This is a genomic window from Acinetobacter sp. 24-47-62, assembly GCF_056779765.1.
The window spans coordinates 23,616-47,819 of sequence record NZ_JBWYIN010000007.1; the positions used below are offsets into that span (position 1 = coordinate 23,616).

Genomic DNA, 24,204 nt, shown 5'->3' on the forward strand with positions numbered 1-24,204 from the left:
ATATGAAGGTCGTTGTAATAGTCTTTTCACTTGCCGAATTCTGAATCTTATCCTATGAGCGCTAAAGTTGTCCTAATAGATCTTGAAAATAACATGCCGACTTCGACGTTATTTCGGGAGATTGTGCAACATTACACCACGACCTATCTATTTCATTCGAAAGGGAGTTTTCATTACAGTCTCACTGATTTGACTGAATTTTCGAGTTGGATTAGTAGTGGTCAAATTGTCATTTTAGAAATGCTTGAGGCAAAAGAAAAAGAATTTGAGTACGCTGTGATTGTGGGGCAAATCTTGGCATTGGTTGAGCATGGCGCAGAGATTGATGTGATTTCTGCACGAGACTGTAGCACGATGTTGGCTGACATGATGCGAGCTTCTGGCATTCAATGTAATTTGATACAGGTACAACCAGAGCAACCTGTGTCAAAACTTAAATACAACGTACCTTCAATTGAAACGATTCGTCAAAATCATGATTTATTTAGAGTAAAGCAATATTGCGATGTTGTGGTTCGTATGGAAGGGAAACCAAACACCTTAGCTAAGCTTAAAAACTCGATCGAGAATACGTTGAGAATAAATGACGAGCACAGCGCTAAATTGATTGGCATGCTCATTAATTTAAAGGTGATTAAAAAAGAAGGTGAGCAAATTTCCTTTCGTAAAAAGGTATTAAAGCAGTGGGCTCAATTGGATATGAATGTTGATGAAGATGTAGTAGCAGACCACAAGCTTGGTCAGGTGGATGCGTTATTGGCGAAGCTACATATCGAAGCAAAAGACATTTTAGTTGAAGTTGAAGAGTCACAAGATATTCAGCACATTCAGAGTGATTTGTTTAAAAATTTTGAAAAAATAGATCCCGTCCAGCTGGAAGTCATCCAAAAATTGAATGCTTTAAAATCCGGAAAGCCTAAAGATATTTATGAACTCCGTGATTTATTAGAACAGCTATTTCCAAAATCGGATGTGCGTTTATTGCTTAAGGAAATGATTGATAAAGGATATATTTATTGGAATGGTCATGAAGTGCTTTACAGCCATGAGATGTTTTTGAACTAAAATAAAGGTAGAGCCATGGAATTCGATAGAATCTTAGGGCGTATAGGCAAGTTATTTTTCTTTGTTTCAACTCTTTTTATTGTTTCCATCTCATTGGCTGGAATTATATATACAGATTCTTTCGCTACAGCATTAGGATTTGATTTTTCATTTTTTGATTTGGATATATATACTTTTTTTACTCAAGTTTTAGTTTCTGATGAATATCATATTTTAGGTAAAGGGATTGTGGCGCTATTATTTATAATTCCTTTTATCTATGTTTACCCTAGTTCTTTGATACTTGTTTTTGATTTACTATGTCTGATGGGGTTATATTTTTTTAAGATTATACCGAAATCATTTTTTTTATTTATATGTCTAATGATTTCTCCATTTATATTGCTCATGGTATTGACTTTTTTTTTACTGATATTGCTACTATCACCAGTCATCTTCACTGTAATTTTCATAATAAAAAAAGTGAAAATAGATCGATGTGTCCGAGAACGATTTAAAAATATAAATGTAGAATTAGATAATAATCAGCTTTATCACAAAATTAGCAATCGAATAAATCAAACTCAATCTTCATATTTGAAAGCGGCTACTTTGTATTTTGTAACTGCTTTTTTACTGATTTTATGGCTGCACTGGATTGTTGAAATTGGTTCTCAGGGTGCTAATCATGCCAATATTTATTTAAATTCACAAGAAAATAAGAGTATTAAGTTAACCAATAATTCAATTTTAAACGGAGTGCTTGTTGGCAAGGTTAAAGGTGGTTATCTTTTTGTTTTAAATAATAATAATTCTTGTACTGCAAAAGCCTCATTCATCTCTGATAGTGCAATTTTAAGAATTGATTAAAACTAAACTTGCCTTTTAAATTGAACTTATGCAACTCTAATATAAGAAGCAAAAGGTGAACTATGGAAAATGCTGGACTTTGGATAACGATTCTTATCGTTGTTTTTGTGCTGGGCTCGATCTTTGGATTGCGTGTAAATCCAAGAGAAAAAGCGTTGGGGATTATGCGTGAGAAAGCGCGAAAAATGGGATTACACCCACGTTTGATTGCTGCACCTTCATGGACCAATATTCCAATGGCATCAGAAAATCGTGCCAGTATGGTAGCGTATTACAGCGTTATCATTCCTGATGGTCGCCTACCCTTAATGCGCGCATTGGTTGAAAATGAAAAACTCAATGTTGTTCACGGAAACGAGAAATTTAATGATTTCCCCATTGCATTAAAAGGGATTTATGCTATTGATATGCAGTCTAATTGCGTCGGTTTGTACTGGAAGGAAGAAGAAGATCTTCATGCTACACAACTTGATGAAATGAAAGCACTTTTACACAAATTGGCTGAAATTTAATTTTTTAATCTTATAGGAATAACGGTTCACTATGGCGAATGCTCCTAAGTCCACATCCAAAAGCGCTACAGCTCAATCGTCAGAAGCTGGAAAAAAACGTGCTTTAGTGATCGTCGAGTCGCCTGCTAAAGCGAAGACCATTAATAAATACTTAGGTTCAAACTACATTGTGAAATCATCTGTGGGTCATGTCCGTGACTTACCAACAGGTGCTTCAAAAAGTACGGAAAAGAAACCAGTAACACGTACCAAACAGACTGCTGAAGAGAAAGCTGAAAAAGCTCAACAGGCACTGATCAATCGTATGGGGGTAGACCCTGAGCACGGTTGGAAAGCACACTATGAAGTGCTTCCTGGTAAAGAAAATGTTGTTTCAGAACTGAAAAAGCTTGCTTCGCAGGTTGACGAGGTCTATCTCGCAACCGATTTGGACCGCGAAGGAGAAGCGATTGCTTGGCATTTAAAAGAAGTTATTGGTGGTGATGACTCTCGTTATAGACGTGTGGTTTTCAACGAAATTACTAAAAATGCCATTCAAGAAGCATTTAAACAGCCTGCTCGTTTAGATATTGATAAAGTCAATGCACAACAAGCACGCCGTTTCCTTGATCGTATTGTTGGCTTTATGATTTCACCACTATTGTGGGAGAAGATCGCACGTGGTTTATCTGCGGGTCGTGTACAGTCAGTTGCTGCGAAACTTGTGGTTGAGCGTGAGCGAGAAATTCGTGCTTTTATTCCTGAAGAATATTGGCAAGTTTTTGCAGATACCAAATCTAAAAAAGATGATATTCGTTTAGAAGCAGTCAAACAGTCAGGTAAGACATTAAAACTTCAAAACAAAGCACAAACAGATGCTTTATTGGATGTCTTAAAAGAAGCTGAATTTAAAGTTGCTGCCCGTGAAGATAAACCGACCAAAGTTAATCCGAGCGCACCCTATATCACATCGACCTTACAACAAGCAGCAAGTACTCGACTTGGTTTCTCTGTAAAGAAAACGATGACGATGGCACAGCGCTTGTATGAGGCGGGTTATATCACCTATATGCGTACCGACTCTACATTCTTGAGTGATGATGCGGTCAATATGGTACGTGGACATATCGAAACCGAGTATGGTGAAAAATATCTTCCTGCAAAGCCAAACCGTTTTGGAAATAAAGCAGGTGCGCAAGAAGCCCATGAAGCGATTCGTCCGTCAAACGTTGCGTTGAAGGGTGATCAGCTTGCAGGCGTAGATCGCGATGCTCAGCGTCTATATGATCTGATTTGGCGTCAGTTTGTTGCATGTCAAATGACACCTGCTGAATATTTGTCTTCGACGATCTTGGTCGATGCAAACGGTGTAGAGCTTAAAGCTAAAGGTCGTACTTTGGTATTTGATGGCTTTACGAAAGTACGTGGCCAGAACAAGTCGGATGATGATGTTTTACTGCCTGCTGTGAAAGTGGGTGAAGTTCTACAACTTCAAAAGTTAGATCCTTCGCAACATTTCACTAAACCGCCTGCACGTTTTACAGAAGCATCTTTGGTGAAAGAGCTTGAGAAAAAAGGTATTGGTCGTCCTTCGACTTATGCAGCGATTATTTCAACGATTCAAGATCGTGGTTACGTGAAATTGGATAACCGTCGTCTCTATGCAGAGAAGATGGGTGAAATCGTAACAGATCGTTTGGACGAAAGTTTTAACAACTTAATGAATTATGCATTTACTGCAGATTTAGAAGGTCAACTGGATAAAGTTGCAGATGGTGAGCGTAATTGGAAAGAATTATTAGATAGTTTCTATGGTGATTTTAAGAAACGTCTGACTACTGCACAGGGTGAAAATGGCATGCGCCGTAATCAGCCTGTTGAAGTTGATGCTGTGCATTGTAAAGAATGTGATCGTCCGATGCAGATTCGTACCGGTACCACAGGTGTATTCTTAGGTTGTTCTGGCTATAACTTACCACCGAAAGAACGTTGTAAAGGTACACTCAACTTAACGCCAGTAGAGTCCTTGGCCGCATTATCTGATGATGAGTCTGCAGAAACCGCAGATTTAATGTCGAAAAAACGTTGCCCAATTTGCGAAACAGCAATGGATAGTTACGTTATTGATGGTGGTCGTAAACTTCATATTTGTGGGAACAATCCAGACTGCGAAGGTTTTGAGCTTGAAGAAGGTGAGTTCAAAATTAAAGGGTACGATGGTCCAACAATTCCATGTGACAAATGTGATGGTGAGATGCAGTTAAAGACAGGGCGTTTTGGTCCTTATTTTGCCTGCACAAGCTGTGAAAATACACGTAAAGTATTGAAGAATGGTCAACCAGCACCTCCTCGTGTCGACCCGATTAAAATGGAACATTTGCGCTCAACGAAACATGACGACTTTTTCGTATTACGTGATGGAGCAGCAGGCTTATTCTTAGCAGCAAGTAAATTCCCTAAAGTGCGTGAAACTCGTGCTCCTAAGGTTGCGGAATTGCGTACGGTTGCTGAACAGCTAGATCCAAAGTATCAGTTTATTCTGCAAGCGCCAGATACTGACCCTGATGGAAACCCAACTTTAGTGAAGTTTAGTCGTAAAAATCAAGCGCAATATATTGGTTCTGAAACGCCTGAAGGTAAACAAACGAAATGGTCTTTGATTTACCAAGATGGTAAATGGATTGAAGCTTAACGTTTAAATAACAGAAAATGCTGACTTAGGTCAGCATTTTTTTATGACATTAAATTTATTGTCTTACACATACTCTTGAGAGATTTTCTATTTCTGTATCAAATAGAATGAAATTCGCAATCATTTCTTTGTTATCGAGTTTTTTAATTAGTAATTTCACAGCATCAGGATCAGCTAAAGCTGATTTAAGGTTTAATTGCTCTTCAACTTGAGCATTGTCTATTTCAAATTTCAGTAATTTATTTTGATCAATTGTGAGTATATGTTCTTGTAAACTCCATTGAGCTTCAGATTGGGTATAAGCAATTGCTTTCTCGTTATCTTTAATAAAGGTCATTTGATTTTTTTCAAAATATTGACCATTTGGTTTGAACTCAGACACTATTTCGCTTTTCGCAGCATAACCCATGTAATCCATTTCTTCAGTACATTTCCATTTGGCTGAAAGTGCTGATAATTGAATATTTTCACTACTGTGTGAATTGGTTGCAGACGAGCTGGTAGCTTGATTACATACAAAAATGAATGTACACAGCACTAAAGTTTTTTTAAATATTTGATATTTTTGCATTGTTATACCGTTATTTTTTTTGGGGAATTGTAAGTTTATTACAATATATATAAGGGTTCTATTTGAAAAATTGAAAATCTCAATGTAATAAATAAGTATCTGAATTAATTTAAATATGAGAATAGCAATAAAGTATGCAGCAAAGGATAGAAACTTTTATTTTGGCTCCCGACTCTTTCAAAGAAAGCATGCCTGCTGAGCAGGTATGCATGATTATGAAAAATGCAATCCATAAAGTCTTACCCGATGCACAATGTATTTTGAATCCAATGGCAGATGGTGGTGAAGGAACCATTGATGCATTGGTCATGGCAAAATCAGGATTAAAAATCGCCTGCGAAGTACAAGGTCCATTCGCTGATCAGCGTGTCATGACTCATTTTGGATTAATTGATCAGGGACAAACAGCAGTCATTGAAATGGCGAAAGCCAATGGCATTCATCTCATGCCACCTCATTTAAGAAACCCTTTGTTCACTAATACTGTAGGAACAGGGCAACTGATTGCCGCAGCTCTCGAATTCGGTGTGAAAAAGATTATCATCGGATTAGGTGGGAGTGTGACCAATGATGGTGGTGCTGGTATGGCGCATGCTTTGGGCGTGAAATTTATTAATCAATATCATGAAGCATTTGAGCCAACAGGTGGAAACTTAAACCAAATCGATTCCATTGATGTGTCACAACTCGACCCAAGATTGACTAAAACAGAAATTGTTATCGCTTCAGATGTAAACAATCCATTATGTGGTCCACTTGGCGCATCGTATATTTTTGGTCCGCAAAAAGGGGCTACACCTGAAATGGTGCAAGTATTAGACCTTAACTTATCGCACTTTGCAGGGGTGGTAGAGCAGCAGCTTTTAGTCGATTTACGTCATCGATCTGGTGCTGGTGCAGCAGGTGGTTTGGGATTTGGTTTGATGGCATTTACAGGCGCAGATATTCGATCGGGTGCTGAATTAATCATTGAGGAAACTCAATTGGCTGAAAAATTGCGCAAGCTGATTATGTATTTACGGGTGAAGGGAAAATTGATACTCAGACTCAATTTGGTAAAACCCCATTTGCCGTTGCTCAAGTCGCATATCGGCACAACAAGCCTGTATTTGCATTCGCTGGTAGAGTTGGTGAAGGGGTGGAACCATTGTACGAACAAGGGTTTCATCACATCTGTAGTATTAATCCACTGGATCAAAGTTTGTCAGAATCCTTGAAAAATGCAGTTCAGAATTTAGATTTAACGGTACAAAATATCGTAAGGCAGTATATCTAATTCTCTATGTAAGTGGGCTTTGAGGTTTAAAACTCAAGCGTGTTTGTATTTTCTAAATCTAGCTCTGTTAAACTATTGTTATTGTAAAATTGATGAGTAGCGATGAGTTTAGACAGCCTGATTGATGAATTAAATCCTCAACAAAAACAAGCTGCAACCACAGAAGCCTTACATAGTTTGGTGTTGGCGGGTGCGGGCTGTGGTAAAACCAAAACGATTGTGGCACGTGCTGCTTATCTCATTGATCAAGGTGTACCCGCCAATCAAATTCAAATTTTGACGTTTACGCGTCGTGCTGCCAGTGAAATCGTGGCGCGTGTCGAATTGGCACTCGGTGAACAAGCAAAAGGATTACGAGCATCAACATTCCATACTTTTTGTATGTACTTGCTGCGTCGTATACCAAAAGCTTTCGGCTTAGCGCAATTCTCAATTATTGATCGTGATGATCAACTCATGATGTTTCGTTTGATACGTGGTAAAGATGATAAGAAGAATCCCAATCAGCTCCCGAAGCCTGCTGAATTATGTGATCTGTATTCATATGCTAGAAATACGCGTCAAAAGCTAAGTGTTGCCATAGAAAAGCAAATGCCTGAATTCTTAGCAATGAAAGACCTGATTGCAGAAATCATGAAAGAATATGAAACTCGAAAGCAGGCACGTAGCTTTCTTGATTATGACGATATTCTTGCGATCGTGGCATCAGCTTTAGCACAGTCTGAGGGTCTAGTCGATTATGTGGCTTCGATTTGCAGACATATGCTCGTGGATGAAATGCAAGACACCAATCCATTGCAATGGGCGCTGTTAGATCCTTTAAAGGATCGAGTAAGTTTGTTTTGCGTCGGTGATGATGCTCAATCGATTTATGGTTTTCGTGGAGCAGATTTCGAAAACATTCATCACTTTAAAGAGCGTGTGCCAGAAGCTCAAATTTTTAAATTAGAAAAAAACTACCGATCTACTCAAGAAATTTTAGATTTATCAAATTGGTTGCTTGATCAAAGTGAGATTAAATACGACAAGCGCTTAAATGCGTATCGAGGTACAGGCATAAAGCCTAAAATTCATATTTTCCCGAATGAGTTTGATGAAGCAAAATGGATTGCCATAGATATTAAAGAGCGACATTTACTTGAGGGAAGTCCTTGGCGCGATCATATGGTTCTGGTACGTTCAAGCTTTGCAGCTCGTCATATTGAAGCAGCTTTCATTGCAGCCAATGTCCCATATCGGTTTATTGGTGGTATGAAACTTCTTGAAACTGCGCATGTTAAGGATTTACTGAGTTTACTACGGGTCATTGCCAATCCTTCAGACGATATTGCATGGATGCGGTTTTTGACGCTTTGGGATGGGGTCGGTGATGTTGGCGCAAGCCGTTTAGCGCAACAGTTGTTACAGGACCCTCAAGATGATGTCATTGCGGAAAAACTAGAAAAATTTGGACGTATTCCTGCTGAGGCTCTACTCATTATGAAGCAGTTGAATGTGTTAAAGACTGAAGTTCAAGCTTGCGTAAGCTTGGCAATTCAGGCAATAGAAATTCAGTTGAGTGAAAATTACAAAAAGGATTGGGGGCGTCGTCAAGGAGACTTTGAGTTGGTGAAACAGTTAGCTTCAAAACATACTCAGTTAAGTGAGTTTTTAGAAGCCTACGTGCTTGATCCAGTTTCAATCAGTGAAATCGAACGCCAGTCAGATACTGATGTTGTGACTTTGATCACGATACATTCTGCTAAAGGAACTGAACAAAAAGTTTGTTACGTGGCGAATGTGACACCTGGTCAGTATCCACATGCAAGAGCTCAAGGGGATTTTGATGAAGTTGAAGAAGAACGCCGTGTGCTTTATGTAGCACTTACCCGTGCACAAAATGAATTGATTTTAACCAAGCAAAATTTGGTGACGTGGGCAAGGGAACAAGTTGATGAGCAAGGACGAAAAGTTGAAAGCTATTTTCTTAATGATCTTTCAAGACATTTGTGTACAAGTGAAACACATTATAAAACCAGACAGCAAACGGTTAAGAGTGCTTTGATTGAGCGACAGTCGATTAATTTAGATTTTGGGATTGATCTCGATTAAACTATCTAGATTGTTTCATACAAAAAGTAGAGTAGGCGCGTACTTTTTGGTTTTTTTGCCTATCTTCTTAAGGTTTTTTCATGAAAATTTTAGTTCGTAACTTAGAGCGCAGCATTACTGAAGCTGAGATTCTGGAGTTATTTCAGCAGTTTGGAACAGTAGACTCATGTACATTGGTATTAGATGCTGCAACAGGCAAATCGAAAGGATTTGCCTTTGTTGAAATGCCACATGGCCGTGAAGCTGTGAAAGCAATTAAGGGGCTGAACACCCGTAAAGTTAAAGGTGCAGGTATTCGAGTAAAAGCTGCAGACGAAAAGCCAGAAGCATAACTTGATGTCTAAATAAAGTAGGAGCAGTTATTGCTCCTTTTTATTTGATATTTTATTTAATTTTAATAATAAATATGAATCTTTTTAGCTTTTTTGACCAACTTTTGTACTTTGAAGAGTTGACATATTCTTGAAATGTATTTCTGTTATATATTAATATTTTTATTAAAAACATACACTTAAAATCACATTTATATACAAATTATTGTGAAGTATATCTTAATAATAGATTGAATAAGTTTGAGTGAAGTGTGTAGTATAAAAGCTCCATTATAAAACCCCAAAAGGTTATAAAAATGTCTATTCAAGAATTAAATCATCTAGAAACAGAAATCGTATCAGGTGCAGGTACGTTAATCGGTGACACGCTTCAAAACGCATCAAACCTATTTTCGAGCACATTGAATGTTCAAGCTCCAATTTGGAAGCCATTGAGCCTAATTCCTGGTGTTGGTACAGTTCATCAAGCAATTGATGTTGGCTTCCTTGCGATTTCAGAAGGTCTTTACAGGGCTGGAACACTGTTAGGTGGCGATCAAGATCAGGTCAAATTTCATTATGACAATGAAAAAGGCGATGGGACTTATAATCCATTAGGAATTTTTAAGGGTATTGTTCGCTAATATAACCTTAGATTCATTCGCAAGGGTCAGCCATGCATTTGGCTGGCTTTTTTATTTAAGCAGTATGCATTAATAATCAGGCTTTCAATCAATCTTGTTGATCTAAAATTAATCTTGATTTTTTTCTTAAAAGCATTGCGTGATATGGCGTCAACATTTAAGTTGTATGACATAAATGTTGTTAGGAAGTTTTCATGTCTCGTGTTGCTCGTTTTCATGCAGATCGCACTAATCAAAAACTCTATTTTGCCCGTCTATCATGTCAGCAAGCAGAACAGACAGAGCATATTCAACAAGCTCAAGCCCATCGTGAAGCGGCAGTCTTTCATTTGCATGGAGCAGTCTTGGCATTTTTGCAAGAGTTGGTGCGTTATTACCGTTTAAATGATTTTTCACCTACATTAAAATCTATTGAAGAGCATATGGCCGCTAAAGGGCAAGTTTCTCCAGAAATCACCGTGTTACAGCATCTTGCAAAGGATGGTTTTATTGCAGAACTAAAGCGCGCTTATCGTATGTGCCAGTATGCACCTGAACCAAGTGCACCAGAACCTGAGGATGAGACTTCTTCAAATCTTATTATTAAAGTCACGCAGACACCTCAAGCGTGGTTGCCAGACATTCAAATTCTTCGAGAGTGGCATCGTGACTTAATCCATCTTATTGACGGTTTTCGTAACGAAATGGTTGAGTTTTAATTGTAATCATGACAGTTTTAAACGATTAGACTTGAAATATAAATTTTAGAACTTATATAAAATAGTCTAAGCTATGCAAAGTGCATTCAGCATTTTGCCACCATGTGAATCATGGAGGGTATATGTCTATAGAGCAATTGAAAGAATTATTCGGAACACAAGAAGCAATTTTAGAATTGGTGCAACTTGAGAATGGCGAGTTAGCGCTTCGTCACGCTGCATCCGAGGATGAGCCACTTGTGAAAATTCAATTTAATGATGAAGTGAAAGCTTTATTAGGTGATCATATGCCTTTGATTGCCCAACACATGATTCAGGCTGCGTTATTTGCACTTCTCGAAAAACAATCGAATGAATGGCATGCGGAAGTCGTAGATGAAAAACCACAGTTTTATAGCTAAGAAAAAACCGCGCAAATAGCACGGTTTTTATTTTACTTAGTGAGATGGTGCATGATGATGTGCGATTTCAATTTGATTTAGAATATGATTACTCATGTTCTTCGCCATTTCTTCCTTTGCGTAATACACTTCACCAATTTCATCTGCACGTATTGCTTCAGCTTCTTCTTTACTTTCCGCACAGATCAAAACTTGAATCTGTGGATTCAGAAGTTTGGCAGTATCTACAATCTTATGAATATCTAAAATATCCATCGGCGAGATAATTAAAAGCCTCGCATGTTGAATATGTGCTTGAATTAATACGCCTGGTTCTGTTGCTGAACCTGATACTGCAGCAATATCTTTTGCGCGTAGTTTTTCAACAATTTCTCGATTTTCTTCAGCAATCACCACTTTGATGTTATTTTCCATCAGTGTTTTCGTTAAGCGACGTCCAACTTCTCCATGACCGACCATGACCACTTGATCGCGCAGGTAGTCCTGTGAGACCTCGTCAGGTAAAATCGCCAATGGATCACCACTACGCTCAAGCAAACGAGCCAAATGCGAGCGCTCACGAATCCATTTCTGTACTGGTTCAATGGCTGAAAATAAAACAGAATTGAGCGAAATAGAAAATAATGCCCCGGCTAAAATCAAGTTTTGAGCTTCAGGGGTTAATAATCCTATAGATAGACCGAGTGTTGCCAAGATAAAGGAGAACTCACCGATTTGAGCCAGTGAGGCACCTACTGTAAGTGCGGTATTTAATGGATAGCGGAAGAACAAAACCAGCGCCATTGCTGCTAATGTTTTTCCGATCATGATAATGCCAATCACAGCCAGAATATGAAGTGGTTCTTCAACGATAATTGTTGGGTCAAACAACATTCCGACAGAGACGAAGAATAGGATGGAGAATATCTCACGCAGTGGTAACGTTTCTTCTTCAGCACGATGACTGAAGTCAGACTCTTTAACCACCATCCCAGCAAAGAATGCACCTAATGCCATTGAAACGCCAAAAACTGCATACGAACCATAGGCAATGGATACGGCTGCTGCAACCACAGTCAATGTAAATAGCTCGCGAGAACCTAAGCGTACGACAAACTGAATAATTTTAGGGATGAGGCGCTTACCAATAATCAGCATAAAGGCAATAAAGCCCGCAACTTTAAGTAAGGTTATTCCTAAAGTCACAAAGACATTTTGATCTGGATCAGCGCCTTCCAGTGCTGTTCCGCCAAGGAGTACAGCTGTAGCGGGTAATAAAACTAAAGCGAGCACCATGACTAGGTCTTCGACGAGTAGCCATCCCACAGCAATTTTTCCATTGACTGAATCCAGTAAGCCTCGGTCACCCAAAGCTTTCAGGAGTACCACAGTACTCGCACAAGATAAGCTTAAGCCAAACACCAATGCTGACCCAAAACTCCATCCCCATAGCATGGAGACGCCAATCCCGAGGATGGTAGCCACTGTGATTTGTAAAATTGCACCAGGGACAGCAATACGCCGAACTTGCATTAAATCTTTCAGTGAAAAGTGCATCCCGACACCGAACATCAAAAACATGACACCCAGTTCTGCGAGTTGATTGGCTAGTGTGATATCGGCGACGATACCGGGGGTTTTGGGGCTAATAATAATGCCGGCAATGAGATAGCCAACAAGAGGGGGTAGACGTAAACGTGCGGCGATAAAGCCAAAAATAAGGGCTAAGCCAAAACCAACCGCAAGCAATATAATTAAATCTACATCATGTGGCACTAATCACCCCTTAAATATTTATAAATTATGAATTGGCTTTTGAGCTGTATAAGCATAAAAAATGCCAAACTGAGATTAAATTTTAACAACCTGAAGAAAAAAAAGGCAAAAAAAACGACCCAATGGGTCGTATTTTTTTAAAGAACTAAAATTATTTGATTTTAGCTTCTTTGAAGATTACGTGTTGACGGATTTTTGGATCAAATTTTTTGATTTCCATTTTTTCCGGCATAGTACGTTTGTTCTTAGTAGTGGTATAGAAATAACCTGTACCAGCAGAAGAAACTAGGCGAATCTTATCACGCATTTTCGTTGCTCCTTAGATCTTTTGACCTTGAGCACGTAGGTCAGCAACAACCTTTTCGATGCCCAATTTGTCGATAATACGCATACCTTTAGTAGTTAGACGAAGACGTACGAAACGTTTTTCGCTTTCTAACCAAAAACGGTGGTGGTGCAGGTTCGGCTCGAACCGGCGCTTAGTTTTGTTGTTGGCGTGTGAGACGTTGTTACCAACGACTGGACGCTTGCCGGTAACTTGGCAAACCTTAGACATGGTGTAACTCCATTGATTTAGCCAACAGCAAATCTGTATGGCCAGTCAAAATAAAACGGATTGAATTCATTCAAGGGGCGTTTTATATCAAAAATACGCTTAAAAGACAAGCGAAATTGATAAAAACAGGGCATGACCTGTTTTGATAGATCATGCCTTGATCATTTAACGAAGAAAGGCTTTACGGATAAGACTAGGGATCGGTCTATTAAACGGAGGCAGTACGTATTTCAAGCTGAATAGCTTTGGAATAGACATAACTGAGCGTTCATTTGATAAACTGAAGAAGCCTTCGGGACCATGGTATCTGCCCATACCAGATGCACCAACGCCACCGAATGGTAGATCATCTTGTGCAACATGAGTAACAACAGCGTTTTGACCAAAGTGTCCAGAGTGAGTACGTTGCGAAACGTATTCTGCTCGAGCATCGTTAAAGTCGAAATAGTATAATGCAAGTGGACGTGGTCGGTCATTAATAAACTCGATAACTTCGTCTATTTGATCATATTCTAAGATTGGTAAAATTGGACCAAAGATTTCGTTCTTCATAATTTCCATATCAGGGGTGATATTGGTCAGAAGGGTTGGCGCAATTTTACGTACAGAAGCAAGCTCTTCTTTTAATGGGTTAATTTCAGTGACTTGAGCACCATTTTGAATCGCATCTTCTAAGTAACCTTGTAAGCGTTTATTTTGCTTATCGCTCACTATAGAGGTGTAATCTTGGTTGTCACGTAATGTTGGATACATCGTTTTCGCAACAGATTCAAACTGGTGAATAAACTCCGAAGTTTTGCCGCGTGGTAAGAAAATATAATCTGGTGCGACACAAGTTTGACCCGCATTCCATAATTTACCGAATGCAACACGCTCCGCGACATCCTTTAAGTCAATTGAAGGGTGCACGATAACTGGTGATTTACCACCAAGTTCTAGAATAACTGGAACTAAGTTTTCAGATGCTGCTTTCATCACAGTCTTACCAACATTGGTAGAGCCTGTGAAGACTAATTTATCAAATGCAAGATGACTGAATGTGTCAGAGATTACGCCACCACCTGTAACAACGGCAACTAACTCTTGTGGGAATGCTTCAGATAGAGCATTTTGTAATACATAACCAAAATTACGTGAGGTGCTTGAAACTTTAATCATGGCGTGGTTGCCCGCTGCCAAGGCACATACTAATGGGCTAATCGCCAATAATAAAGGGTAGTTCCAAGGGGAAATGATACCGACAACACCCAAAGGTTGATACTGAACCCAACCTTTTGCAGGTTGATGTAAAATACCGATATGGCGTTTAGAAGGCTTCATCCACTCTGTTAAATGTTTGCTGTAATATTTGATTTGCTCGAGTGAAGTGAGCAGTTCACCAATTTTAGTTTCAGAAACCGAACGATTACCATAATCTTGGCTAATTGCTTCTGCAATTTGGTCCTGATATTTAATCAAAACTGCTTTAAGACGAGCCAAACGTTCAATACGCTGTTTTGCTGTCGGGTTCGGATAACGTCGATAGGCTGCTTTCTGAAGCGCTAGAAGATCATGTAAATGCTGAACTTCCGATGCTTCAGTCGTCATTAAATTTGTTTTTGTTTGACTGTTCATGACCAGTACCACTAATGTAAGGGTTGATGTGATTTTTATTTTTAGAGTAAATACTCTAAAAGTCAAGTCACTTTTATGTTAGCTTGGGCTAAACGTCATTATTCTTGTTATAGATGGTATTAGGATGTCGCATTCCAAAACGTTAAAAACCAAAGACCGAATCTTGCAAATTAGTTTGCAACTCTTTAACGAACGTGGAGAGCGATCTGTCACAACTAACCATATCGCAGCAGAGTTAGGTATTAGTCCTGGTAATCTCTATTATCACTTTCGTAACAAGCAAGAGATCATTAAAGAGCTGATGGAGCAATATCAGCATGCAACTTTAGAGCTGCTAGCATTGCCAGAAGACCGTGATGTAAATGCCAATGATAAAATCCGATACTTTCAAGTACTCAGTAGTCAGTTATGGGCCTATCGTTTTCTGCATCGTGATGTATATCATTTAACAGAAAATAATGATGACTTTAGAAAAATTTACCCGCGTTTCGCAGGTAAAGTGATGCAACAAGGTCAAAAGATTTACAGAGCCTTCGTCAATGCAGGTCTCATGCAAATGACAGAGTCTGAAATTGAAGCGTTGATCATCAACCTATGGATCGTCCTAACGAACTGGACGAATTTTCTCTATATGTCTGGTCATTTAAAAGATTCCAACCATTTAGATGAAAAGTGGGTTTGGCAGGCACTGCGTCAAATGGTGTTTCTTGAAGGTCCTTATTTACGTGGTGAAAGTCGTCAGACTTATGAGCGCTTGCTTGAAACGCTGGGAACATCTGAATTATTTGCCAGTCTTTCTGCTGATCGAGAAGATTGATTTCAGCAAAGATAATTTGAAAGCATTAAAAAAAGAGTTAGAATACGCGGCTGTTTTTCAATTTAACTGTTAAGTGATATAAATCATCATGAATATGACAACTGCTAACACAGCACGTTTACTGATTACTTGCGAAGATAAACCAGGAATCGTGCAGGCTGTATCGAGCTTTTTGTATCATCAAGGGGCAAACATCACTGCGCTTGATCAATATGCAACAGAAGCTCAGGGCGGGCGTTATTTCATGCGTGTTGAGTTTGAACTCGACAATTTGCAAAGCCGTAAGGAAAATATTCTACAAACTTTCGCCACAAACGTAGCTGAACGTTACAACATGCATTGGCGTTTAGCTTTAGTGTCAGATGTAAAGAAAGTCGGTATTTTGGTATCGAAAGTCGACCATGCCTTGCTTGAGCTTTTGTGGCGTCATGCACGTGGTGGATTACCTTGTGAAATCACTAAGGTTGTATCGAATCATGAAGATCTACGTGAGTCTGTGGAAAACTTCGGTATTCCTTTTGAAGTTGTGCCTGTCAATAAAGAGAACAAGCGCGAAGCATATGCAAAAATTGATGAGTTAATGCAAGGTAATGATTTACTTGTACTCGCACGTTATATGCAGATTCTTGATGAAGAGTTCGTCTCTAAGTGGGAAATGAAAGTGATCAACATTCATCATTCTTTCCTTCCAGCTTTTGTGGGTGCTAACCCTTATAAGCAAGCGTATGAAAAAGGCGTAAAACTGATTGGTGCAACAGCGCATTATGTGACAGCTGATTTGGATCAAGGTCCGATTATTGAACAAGATGTCGAGCGTGTCAGCCATGATTTTACAGTTGATCAATTACGTGAATTAGGTCAAGACGTTGAGCGTAATGTCTTGGCGCGTGCTGTTAAGTGGCATTTAGAAGACCGTATCATTGTTGATGGTAATAAAACTGTGGTATTCCAGTGATTTTTAATTAAATATCACTGATTTATTAAGGCATGCGTGAGCATGCCTTTTTTATTGATGATCAAAAAAACTCATCAAAACTGCAGAATTAATAGTTGCAAATGAAAACACTTCTCATTTATTATTGGCGTACTTTAATTGTACTAACCGATAAGTTTGATTGAAATCTTCCTTCTGAAGACAGCGTCAATGTATATCAGGTCATAAATTTTAATGAGCCCATCTTCCATTCCTATGATGCAAAATCCAATCTCAATGAAAAAGAAAGTGCTTACTTCGCTCATTGCAGTGGTGATCGGGCATATTGGTGTTTTATTTGCCGTGAGTCAGATGAAAACACCTGAATTAAAACCTATTGATAAAGATCCAATTAAGGTTCGTTTTGTTCAGATTAAAGAGGATGCGCCACCGCCGCCACCTCCTGTTGAACCTGTGAAACCTCAAGTTCAACCAAAACCAGAACCTAAAGTCGTTGAACCACCTCCTGTGGTTAAACCCAAAGTCATTGCTGAAAAGCCTAAACCTGTCGAACAAAAAGCAATTGTTCAAGAAGATAAATTAGAAAAGCAAAAGCAGGAACAACAGCGTTTAGAGCAAGAACGTAAAAATCGTGAGTTGCTTGAACAGCAGCGACGTGAGCAAGCATTGCGTGACCAACAGCTACGTGAGCAACAAGAACGTGAGCGCTTGGAAAATGAAAGACGCGAACAAGAACGTCGTGAGCAGCAAGCACGTAATACACCAAAGAATTTAAGTATTGGGCAAATATCATGGTCTCGTACACCGAAGCCATCATATACCAACCGAGATTTACAAGGTTCTGATCGTACTGTTGTAGTATCGATTGAAGCGGACACTAACGGTAATGTAGTGAATGCCAGAATCACAAAATCAAGTGGAATTGATTCGCTTGATCAAAAGATTTTACGCTCAGTGCGTAATGCAAAATTCAGACCTTATAAGGAAAATGGTGTGGCTTATCCGTTTAGAGCGGAACAACCATTTGAACTTAAGTTGAATTCTAACGGCTAACTTTTATTAGGAGTTCGAGTATGAACTTTTCAGTTTATTGGCAACATGCTGATGCAGTCAGTAAGACGCTTTATTTCGTTTTACTCGCAATGTCTATTGCGACATGGACGATTGTCGTTTTACGTGTGATGGGAACACGTCAGCTGAAAGAAGTTGCTTATGCTCAACTCTCTAAAGCATTAGCAGGATTGAAAGCGAAACTCGCTCCTTTGGGATTTGAACAACGTAAAGCTGTTGCTGAGCAAGCTTTATTGCGTCAGATTGCTTTGGAAAAAGCATCTGCTGAAAAAGGTGTTGCTGTACTCGGAACAATTGCCTCACTTGCACCATTTGTAGGGCTATTTGGTACAGTATGGGGAATCTTCCATGCATTGGTTGCAGTAGGTAAAAGCGGTCAAGCAGGACTTGCACAAGTTGCAACCCCTGTGGGTGAAGCCCTGATTATGACTGGTATTGGTTTGGCAGTTGCTATTCCAGCAGTGATCGCATACAACATTTGTATTCGCTTTAATCGTACATTAAGTAATGAACTACAAGATCATGCTCACAGTCTGTTAATCGACACGATGCTGCAACAAGATTCTTCTGCGCAAAAAGTTGAAGTGAAAGCGACTCAAGAAAGTTACGTTGGAGGTCAAGCTTAATGGCTTTTCAATTGGGTGAAGACAACGATACAGGCATGACGGAGATGAACCTCATCCCGTTAATTGACATTATGTTGGTTTTGATGATCATCTTCTTGGTGACAGCGACCGTTGCTAACCCATCAATTCCATTAACTTTACCAAAAACGACAGCGGATATCATTGATCCGCCACCTGAATCGATTCAAGTAAGCATTAACTCACAGGGTGAGATTGCATGGGATTCAGAAATTATCAGCTTAGATGAATTGCAAAAAAGATTTAACGATGCCGGTGGTTCAGCACAACAACCGACGATTATTCTTAAAGCAGATAAAGAATCACGTTATGATACTGTTGCTCAAGTGATGTCACGTGCAAGCGAAGCCGGGCTTGCTGACATTGCCTTTGCCACAGATAATTAACTGATTAACATGAGAAAAGCGACCATAAGGTCGCTTTTTTTAAACCTGTATTAGTCTTTGAGTAAACCTTCAAATTTAGAGCGAAGCTTTAAAAGTTTTGGTGGAATGCTAAAATTACAGTAGCCCTGAGTCGGGTTGCGAGCAAAGAAATTTTGATGATATTCTTCAGCAGGGTAGAAGGTCGGTACTGAGCTTAATTCTGTGACAATATCTAAACCTTCTGCTTTTAACTGTTGAATGGCTTTCTCTGCAATCTGGTGCTGTTCTTCATCAAAATAATAAATGACAGAGCGATATTGCGTACCTATATCATTACCTTGGCGATTGAGTGTGGTTGGATCATGTGTTGCAAAAAATACATCAAGCAATTGAGCAAAGCTAATTTGACTTTCATCAAAATCCACTAAAACCACTTCCGCGTGATGGGTGTCTCCTTTGCAAATGTCCTCATAGCTTGGATTGGCCGTATACCCACCCGCATAACCACTCACGACTTTAGTGACACCTTTGAGTTGAAGGAAAACTGCTTCAACACACCAGAAGCATCCGCCACCGAGCAAAGCTTGTTGCATGGGATTCACCTTATTGAGTTGCAATGACTGAAATAATGGGGTGTAGAATGAAAAAAGCAACCAGTGAAATGGTTGCTTAACTGTTAACGCGGTTGTATTGCAGACTCATACTGCAATACTGGATTACCATTCTCATCGAGTAGGCGAAGCGTTTTGTCATAGACTTGGAATGCCGCGACTTTTGCCAAGGCAGCATTATAGCGATTTGCAAGTTCTTGAGTATTCACACACATCATTTGTGTAGTTGCAACTTCACTCAAGCTAATTTTGTCAGCTTTAATGCTATATGCACCCATAAAACGGTTACAACCATCTGCACCACTCAAACGACTAGATGCTGCATCAAATTGAATACTTGGAACATTGTGTGCAGTAGGGTCGGTCTTAAATTCTGTTGCGCCAATATGTGTCAAAATCCAAGTTTTATTTTGCAATTGATTAAGTGCTTGTTGTTGCTTTTCAGCAGATGGTGTTGTGGTACATGCTGTAAAAAGTAATGCTGAGCCTATAACGGATACGGCTAAAAGTTGTTTTAACATATGGAATGCCCCTGTGTTATTTCTTTCTAATATAAATTAAATTCAAGTCAATTTTATGTATATCAACTGATACGCTAAGGTGCAAGCTCTGGCTGACTCTGAGGGAGACCCAGACGAATCAATTTTGAATAATTTTTACTACTTTGATATTTAAATTGATTAAATTGGTCTGTTCTTGGGTTGACATGTGCCTTGTTGTACCATGTTTTGATATCCCAATGATGTTGTAATGCCCCTAAGTCATACAGATAATTAGGTAAATAACCTGAGGCTAATAATCGGTAGTCCACTGGCAATTCATGTTTGGAAATCGCTTGAACCATATCAAAAACCAAAGTGGTGCAGTTACTGGTCAAGGTGTTATACCATTTTGGTTCTTGACTAAGTTGATCTGCTTGCTCTAAATATTCCTCAAATAAAGCTTTCATTTCAGCAGCTTTCATGTTGATTGGGAAAAAATAGACCTGCTCATTACGTACATTGCTACGTGTATAAATAATGTCTTTCTCGTCAGCAGCAACTAAACTGACTTCGTACTTTCTAAAAAAACCACCAATAGCAGAAAACTCTTCATCTTTTTCTTTGCGAATTTCAATCGAAAAGGTCAGTGGTTTAGAGTTTTTGAAATCAAAGCTGACTAAAGTGTGGGCGATTTGTGGTCCCATCCAATATGAAGTAATGATGTTAATGCCACTGATTTGATTCAAATCAATCTGACGTGTATCCCAGCGTTCTTGATAGGTTCCGTCTTCATTCCATGCAAAATTACGCACATTGTGTAAAGTGACCCAATCACCTTGACGTTCATAATTGAGAATTCTTGCGACTTCAGGATTCCACTCACGGTCTTGTTTGGCAGGGATGCTAAAATACCAAACTAAACTGAACGCAAAAAAGACAATGTATAAGACGACATCTTTACTACGGCTAAAAAAATGTTGTGTTGCATATATGCCTAAAACACTTAAGGCAAAAGCGCCCCAAAAGCCAATGATAATACGACTGACTAACCAGCCAAATGGCTCTTGAACCCATAAGGCCATACATAACCAAATCGAAGAGAAGATGACAAATAAACTAAATAGGGAGTGAAAAGCTCCCTTTGCAAGTGCAAGAATAAACTCTCTTTTACCGATGTTATGCATTATTATTGGCTATATGTTAGAAAGCTTTATTTTTGGTAGGTTGCGAACTCAAATGCAATATTTGTTTTGTCATCAATATGTTGCTCTGATGCCACTTTTTTAAATTCAGGTGGAATCTCGGGATAATGAGCATCACCTTGAACGTCTAATTCAACATGCGTGAGTTCTAAGCGATCCGCAATAGAGATCGTTTGGCTAAAAATTTCTCCACCACCTATGATAAAAATAGATCCAGGCTTTTCTGAAGCTTTTACATCATGGACTGCCTGCTCAAGTGCACTCTCGATTGTATGCGCGATTTTTGTTCCTTCAAATTGCCATGACGTATCTCGTGTAATGACCCAATTTACACGTTTAGGAAGCGTTCTACCCATAGACTCAAGTGTTTTACGTCCCATCACCACAACACCACCTTGGGTAATTTCTTTAAAATGTTTGAGATCAGCTGAAATATGCCATGGCAAATCATTTCCTTTGCCAATACAACGTTGCTGATCCATTGCAACGACGTGTACGACTTCTAAACCTTGAAATGCCATGATTATTCTTCCAGCGAATATGAGTTAAAGAGGGAAATGTAAAGTTGGATCACGATTAGTATCAACTGTGATCCCAAAAGACATTAGTTAAAATCAAACCGCAACAGGTGCTTTAATTGCAGGATGCGATTCGTAATTTACGATTTCAATATCTTCAAATTTGAAATCAAAAATATCTTTAATTTCGGGATTCAGTTTGAGTTGGCACAATGGAAGTGGTTCACGTGTTAATTGAAGTTGTGCTTGCTCGAAATGATTGGCGTAAAGATGAGTATCACCACCTGTCCAAACAAAATCACCGACTTCTAGATCACAGACTTGCGCAATCATATGGGTGAGAAGTGCATAACTTGCAATATTAAATGGAACGCCAAGAAAAACATCAGCACTACGTTGATAAAGCTGACATGATAATTTTCCATCCTGAACAAAAAACTGGAAAAGCGTGTGACAAGGAGGGAGTGCCACTTGTCCAGCTTCTTTTGGGTTCCAACCTGATACGATTAAACGACGGGAGTTTGGATTGGTTTTAATTTCATTAATTAACCATTTGATTTGATCGAAACCATCTTGCTCGTATAAACCATCGTCTTTTTTAGTTGCACCAAAGTTACGCCATTGGTGTCCATATACTGGACCTAGCTCTCCTTCAGGACGTCCAAAACGAGCAGTCTGCTCAGCTGTCGACCATTCATCCCAAATTGTAACTTTATGATCTTGGAGATATTTAACATTGGTATCACCTTTAAGGAACCAAAGTAATTCAACCACGATTGAACGGAAGTGAACTTTCTTTGTGGTCAGTAGAGGAAAACCTTTAGAAAGATCAAAGCGCATTTGATGACCAAATACAGAACGAGTACCTGTACCAGTACGGTCACCTTTATCACCGCCATTGTCGAGGATATGTTGTAGTAGGTCTAAATACGCTTTCATAAATTTCCTGATCGATTTGAATGTGGCATTTGAAGAATAAACCAATGCCAAAAATTTCATTGGCATCAGTTTATACTAAAGCAGCATGCTTTTTAATATCTTCCTTACGGAATAGAATCTTTGAAAGCGAGTAATTAAAGAAATAAGAAAGCACCCTTTAGGGTGCTCTCATTTAACTCAAAATTTTAGGGCTTAAGTAGTTTTGTGTCCTGTATGTACAGTATGAATTAAATCGCTTAGGTCATAACCAATGGATTGAGCATATGCAAGATACGCTTGTTTGATAGATTCATTTAACACAGGTTCACGGTGCAGAATCCAAAGATATTTTTGATTAGGTTCACCGACTAAAGCAGTTTGATAATTTTCATCGATCTTAAGTACCCAATAGTCACCTTTAGTGAATGGAATCCAACGAAATCCTTCAGGCAAAAAGCTGACTTCTAATTTGCCATGTGCAGCATCTACGACTGTGGCTTCGCCAATAGACTCATCCAGTTCTTTGTTGCCATCAAGACAACGATTTTGAACACGTACAGTTCCATCGCTGTTTAAGGTATAGACTGCCGAAATATCCGTACTGTCTTCAGGTTGATGCTTCATTGGTAAGCGTGCAATCTCATACCAAGTACCTAAATAGCGTTCAAGTTGGAAGTTAGATACGGTCGTTAAATTTTGACTCATTATGATGTACTCCATTTAATCTAAATTAGATACATCCTTTGAGTATAGGCACAGTTTTGGAGTAGAAATAATACTGTTCTGTAGCAAAGCGTTAAGTGAGTGCGATTAATTTATATTTATTTTCATTTGCTTAGTAGTTTTGAAATTCAGCGGGGTGTACGAGATGCATATAAACTCACTACGAATAATCCCACTGCGCTATAACCCATGAGTTGTACAAAAAGTGCAAAAAACTCTCTGCTATTTTGAAAGTTCAGCGCTGAAAGCATGAAGATAAAAAATACAATCAAGATGAAAGGACTAAAAGCATAATATGCTTTCAGCTGATGCTTTAGACGCTTAGATTGGATCAAAACATGATGAATAATGTGTAGACTTAAGCCTAAACATAAGCTCATTAGTGTCGATAGAAAATCAAGTTTTTTAATTTCAGCTGTCAACAGAATCACTACACACGTTGATATACAAATGATCAATTTAAGCCTGCGTGTGCATCGTTCCGAATACCAGAAATTTAACATAATGAAGTCTTAATGCTGATGTTGATGAAGTAGAGACAGTGGGGAAAATAAGCAAATAGATAAAGCCATAAATCCTAATCCTTGAGCGCCAGGTAAAAGAATTTCTCCATCTTTTGCATGCATGAAAATCAAGGCAAGTAGCAGAGCGATAGGAATCCAAGTAAATAATCGGTACATCAACCCTGTTGGATGGTGTGAAGCGAAATGAATTTTACAGTAACGGCAAATAAGAAAAACGATACCTGTGCCCACAAACATTAAGATGGCATCAAAGTTAAGCGGTTGCATCCAATATAACGTAGCGGTAGCACTCGCGATCAAAATAAAAAATAAAGCTTTGTGCTGTATTGAAACTTTAGGATCAAACCAAAACTCGAGCATAGTAATCTGAATCAAAGTAAA

27 protein-coding genes and 1 pseudogene are annotated in these 24,204 nt (G+C 38.9%); 15 read left to right on the top strand and 13 right to left on the bottom strand.

Going from position 1 to position 24,204, the window contains the following annotated elements; translation table 11 throughout:
- Positions 1 to 54: 54 nt before the first annotated feature.
- From AC1M87_RS06710 to topA, 4 genes are all read left to right on the top strand, one after another.
- The gene (locus AC1M87_RS06710) at positions 55 to 1,065 is read left to right on the top strand and encodes a hypothetical protein (protein ID WP_481593291.1); all 1,011 of its coding nucleotides are present in this window, start codon (positions 55 to 57) and stop codon (positions 1,063 to 1,065) included.
- 15 nt (positions 1,066 to 1,080) lie between these two features.
- Positions 1,081 to 1,914, top strand: a complete 834-nt coding sequence (locus AC1M87_RS06715) for a hypothetical protein (RefSeq protein WP_481593292.1) — start codon at positions 1,081 to 1,083, stop codon at positions 1,912 to 1,914.
- A 62-nt stretch (positions 1,915 to 1,976) separates the two neighbouring features.
- A complete protein-coding gene (locus AC1M87_RS06720) occupies positions 1,977 to 2,426 on the top strand; it encodes a hypothetical protein (protein WP_092766741.1) in 450 nt (149 codons plus the stop codon).
- 31 nt (positions 2,427 to 2,457) lie between these two features.
- Entirely contained in the window at positions 2,458 to 5,097 is a 2,640-nt protein-coding gene (gene topA, locus AC1M87_RS06725) for a type I DNA topoisomerase (protein WP_481591572.1), read from the top strand.
- A 55-nt stretch (positions 5,098 to 5,152) separates the two neighbouring features.
- On the opposite strand, the gene AC1M87_RS06730 is transcribed toward topA, so the two are convergent.
- Entirely contained in the window at positions 5,153 to 5,668 is a 516-nt protein-coding gene (locus AC1M87_RS06730) for a hypothetical protein (RefSeq protein ID WP_481588666.1), read from the bottom strand.
- A 134-nt stretch (positions 5,669 to 5,802) separates the two neighbouring features.
- On the opposite strand from AC1M87_RS06730, the pseudogene AC1M87_RS06735 reads away from it, so the two are divergent.
- The 6 genes and pseudogenes from AC1M87_RS06735 (at position 5,803) to AC1M87_RS06760 (ending at position 11,089) form a co-directional block, all read left to right on the top strand.
- A pseudogene (locus AC1M87_RS06735) lies at positions 5,803 to 6,944 on the top strand (glycerate kinase family protein).
- Positions 6,945 to 7,046: 102 nt separating this feature from the next.
- Complete coding sequence (locus AC1M87_RS06740; RefSeq protein ID WP_481593293.1) at positions 7,047 to 9,035, top strand: ATP-dependent helicase; 1,989 nt, start codon at positions 7,047 to 7,049, stop codon at positions 9,033 to 9,035.
- An 80-nt stretch (positions 9,036 to 9,115) separates the two neighbouring features.
- Positions 9,116 to 9,367 carry an RNA recognition motif domain-containing protein gene (locus tag AC1M87_RS06745; RefSeq protein ID WP_035266766.1) on the top strand — a complete coding sequence of 84 codons (252 nt, stop codon included), beginning with the start codon at positions 9,116 to 9,118 and terminating at the stop codon, positions 9,365 to 9,367.
- 296 nt (positions 9,368 to 9,663) lie between these two features.
- Positions 9,664 to 9,990: a hypothetical protein gene (locus tag AC1M87_RS06750; RefSeq protein ID WP_481591569.1), complete on the top strand. Its 327-nt coding sequence runs from the start codon at positions 9,664 to 9,666 to the stop codon at positions 9,988 to 9,990.
- 194 nt (positions 9,991 to 10,184) lie between these two features.
- The gene (locus AC1M87_RS06755) at positions 10,185 to 10,688 is read left to right on the top strand and encodes a DUF6586 family protein (RefSeq protein ID WP_481593294.1); all 504 of its coding nucleotides are present in this window, start codon (positions 10,185 to 10,187) and stop codon (positions 10,686 to 10,688) included.
- Positions 10,689 to 10,810: 122 nt separating this feature from the next.
- Positions 10,811 to 11,089: a hypothetical protein gene (locus AC1M87_RS06760; RefSeq protein ID WP_035266758.1), complete on the top strand. Its 279-nt coding sequence runs from the start codon at positions 10,811 to 10,813 to the stop codon at positions 11,087 to 11,089.
- A 36-nt stretch (positions 11,090 to 11,125) separates the two neighbouring features.
- Here AC1M87_RS06760 and AC1M87_RS06765 read toward each other — a convergent pair whose 3' ends face one another.
- The 4 genes from AC1M87_RS06765 to AC1M87_RS06780 all read right to left on the bottom strand — a co-directional run bounded on the left by AC1M87_RS06765 (position 11,126) and on the right by AC1M87_RS06780 (position 15,014).
- Entirely contained in the window at positions 11,126 to 12,844 is a 1,719-nt protein-coding gene (locus AC1M87_RS06765; RefSeq protein ID WP_481593295.1) for a cation:proton antiporter, read from the bottom strand.
- A gap of 151 nt (positions 12,845 to 12,995) precedes the next feature.
- Positions 12,996 to 13,151, bottom strand: a complete 156-nt coding sequence (gene rpmG / locus AC1M87_RS06770) for a 50S ribosomal protein L33 (RefSeq protein ID WP_001205031.1) — start codon at positions 13,149 to 13,151, stop codon at positions 12,996 to 12,998.
- 12 nt (positions 13,152 to 13,163) lie between these two features.
- Positions 13,164 to 13,400 (bottom strand): 50S ribosomal protein L28, encoded by a 237-nt coding sequence (gene rpmB, locus AC1M87_RS06775; RefSeq protein ID WP_000048256.1) that lies wholly within the window; start codon positions 13,398 to 13,400, stop codon positions 13,164 to 13,166.
- 165 nt (positions 13,401 to 13,565) lie between these two features.
- Positions 13,566 to 15,014, bottom strand: a complete 1,449-nt coding sequence (locus AC1M87_RS06780) for a coniferyl aldehyde dehydrogenase (RefSeq protein WP_481593296.1) — start codon at positions 15,012 to 15,014, stop codon at positions 13,566 to 13,568.
- A gap of 124 nt (positions 15,015 to 15,138) precedes the next feature.
- On the opposite strand from AC1M87_RS06780, the gene AC1M87_RS06785 reads away from it, so the two are divergent.
- From AC1M87_RS06785 to AC1M87_RS06805, 5 genes are all read left to right on the top strand, one after another.
- Entirely contained in the window at positions 15,139 to 15,831 is a 693-nt protein-coding gene (locus AC1M87_RS06785; RefSeq protein WP_035266753.1) for a TetR/AcrR family transcriptional regulator, read from the top strand.
- A gap of 88 nt (positions 15,832 to 15,919) precedes the next feature.
- Entirely contained in the window at positions 15,920 to 16,786 is an 867-nt protein-coding gene (gene purU / locus AC1M87_RS06790; RefSeq protein WP_092766746.1) for a formyltetrahydrofolate deformylase, read from the top strand.
- A 213-nt stretch (positions 16,787 to 16,999) separates the two neighbouring features.
- Complete coding sequence (locus AC1M87_RS06795; RefSeq protein WP_035266750.1) at positions 17,000 to 17,818, top strand: energy transducer TonB; 819 nt, start codon at positions 17,000 to 17,002, stop codon at positions 17,816 to 17,818.
- 20 nt (positions 17,819 to 17,838) lie between these two features.
- Entirely contained in the window at positions 17,839 to 18,462 is a 624-nt protein-coding gene (locus AC1M87_RS06800; RefSeq protein ID WP_180028347.1) for a MotA/TolQ/ExbB proton channel family protein, read from the top strand.
- Complete coding sequence (locus AC1M87_RS06805; protein ID WP_035266746.1) at positions 18,462 to 18,866, top strand: ExbD/TolR family protein; 405 nt, start codon at positions 18,462 to 18,464, stop codon at positions 18,864 to 18,866. The genes AC1M87_RS06800 and AC1M87_RS06805 overlap by 1 nt, the downstream gene beginning before the upstream one ends.
- Positions 18,867 to 18,916: 50 nt before the next feature.
- On the opposite strand, the gene msrA is transcribed toward AC1M87_RS06805, so the two are convergent.
- From msrA to AC1M87_RS06845, 8 genes are all read right to left on the bottom strand, one after another.
- Complete coding sequence (gene msrA, locus AC1M87_RS06810) at positions 18,917 to 19,438, bottom strand: peptide-methionine (S)-S-oxide reductase MsrA (protein ID WP_481593297.1); 522 nt, start codon at positions 19,436 to 19,438, stop codon at positions 18,917 to 18,919.
- Positions 19,439 to 19,521: 83 nt separating this feature from the next.
- On the bottom strand, positions 19,522 to 19,977 hold the full coding sequence (locus AC1M87_RS06815) for an META domain-containing protein (protein WP_035266743.1): 456 nt from the start codon (positions 19,975 to 19,977) through the stop codon (positions 19,522 to 19,524).
- A 74-nt stretch (positions 19,978 to 20,051) separates the two neighbouring features.
- The gene (locus AC1M87_RS06820) at positions 20,052 to 21,122 is read right to left on the bottom strand and encodes an Lnb N-terminal periplasmic domain-containing protein (RefSeq protein WP_481593298.1); all 1,071 of its coding nucleotides are present in this window, start codon (positions 21,120 to 21,122) and stop codon (positions 20,052 to 20,054) included.
- A 26-nt stretch (positions 21,123 to 21,148) separates the two neighbouring features.
- A complete protein-coding gene (locus tag AC1M87_RS06825) occupies positions 21,149 to 21,661 on the bottom strand; it encodes a dihydrofolate reductase (protein WP_035266739.1) in 513 nt (170 codons plus the stop codon).
- Positions 21,662 to 21,754: 93 nt separating this feature from the next.
- The gene (gene thyA, locus AC1M87_RS06830) at positions 21,755 to 22,597 is read right to left on the bottom strand and encodes a thymidylate synthase (RefSeq protein WP_481588673.1); all 843 of its coding nucleotides are present in this window, start codon (positions 22,595 to 22,597) and stop codon (positions 21,755 to 21,757) included.
- 192 nt (positions 22,598 to 22,789) lie between these two features.
- On the bottom strand, positions 22,790 to 23,281 hold the full coding sequence (locus tag AC1M87_RS06835) for a lipocalin family protein (RefSeq protein WP_481588674.1): 492 nt from the start codon (positions 23,279 to 23,281) through the stop codon (positions 22,790 to 22,792).
- Between the two features lie 146 nt (positions 23,282 to 23,427).
- The gene (locus AC1M87_RS06840; RefSeq protein WP_179998671.1) at positions 23,428 to 23,679 is read right to left on the bottom strand and encodes a hypothetical protein; all 252 of its coding nucleotides are present in this window, start codon (positions 23,677 to 23,679) and stop codon (positions 23,428 to 23,430) included.
- A gap of 132 nt (positions 23,680 to 23,811) precedes the next feature.
- Complete coding sequence (locus tag AC1M87_RS06845) at positions 23,812 to 24,183, bottom strand: hypothetical protein (RefSeq protein WP_179998670.1); 372 nt, start codon at positions 24,181 to 24,183, stop codon at positions 23,812 to 23,814.
- Positions 24,184 to 24,204 lie beyond the last annotated feature (21 nt).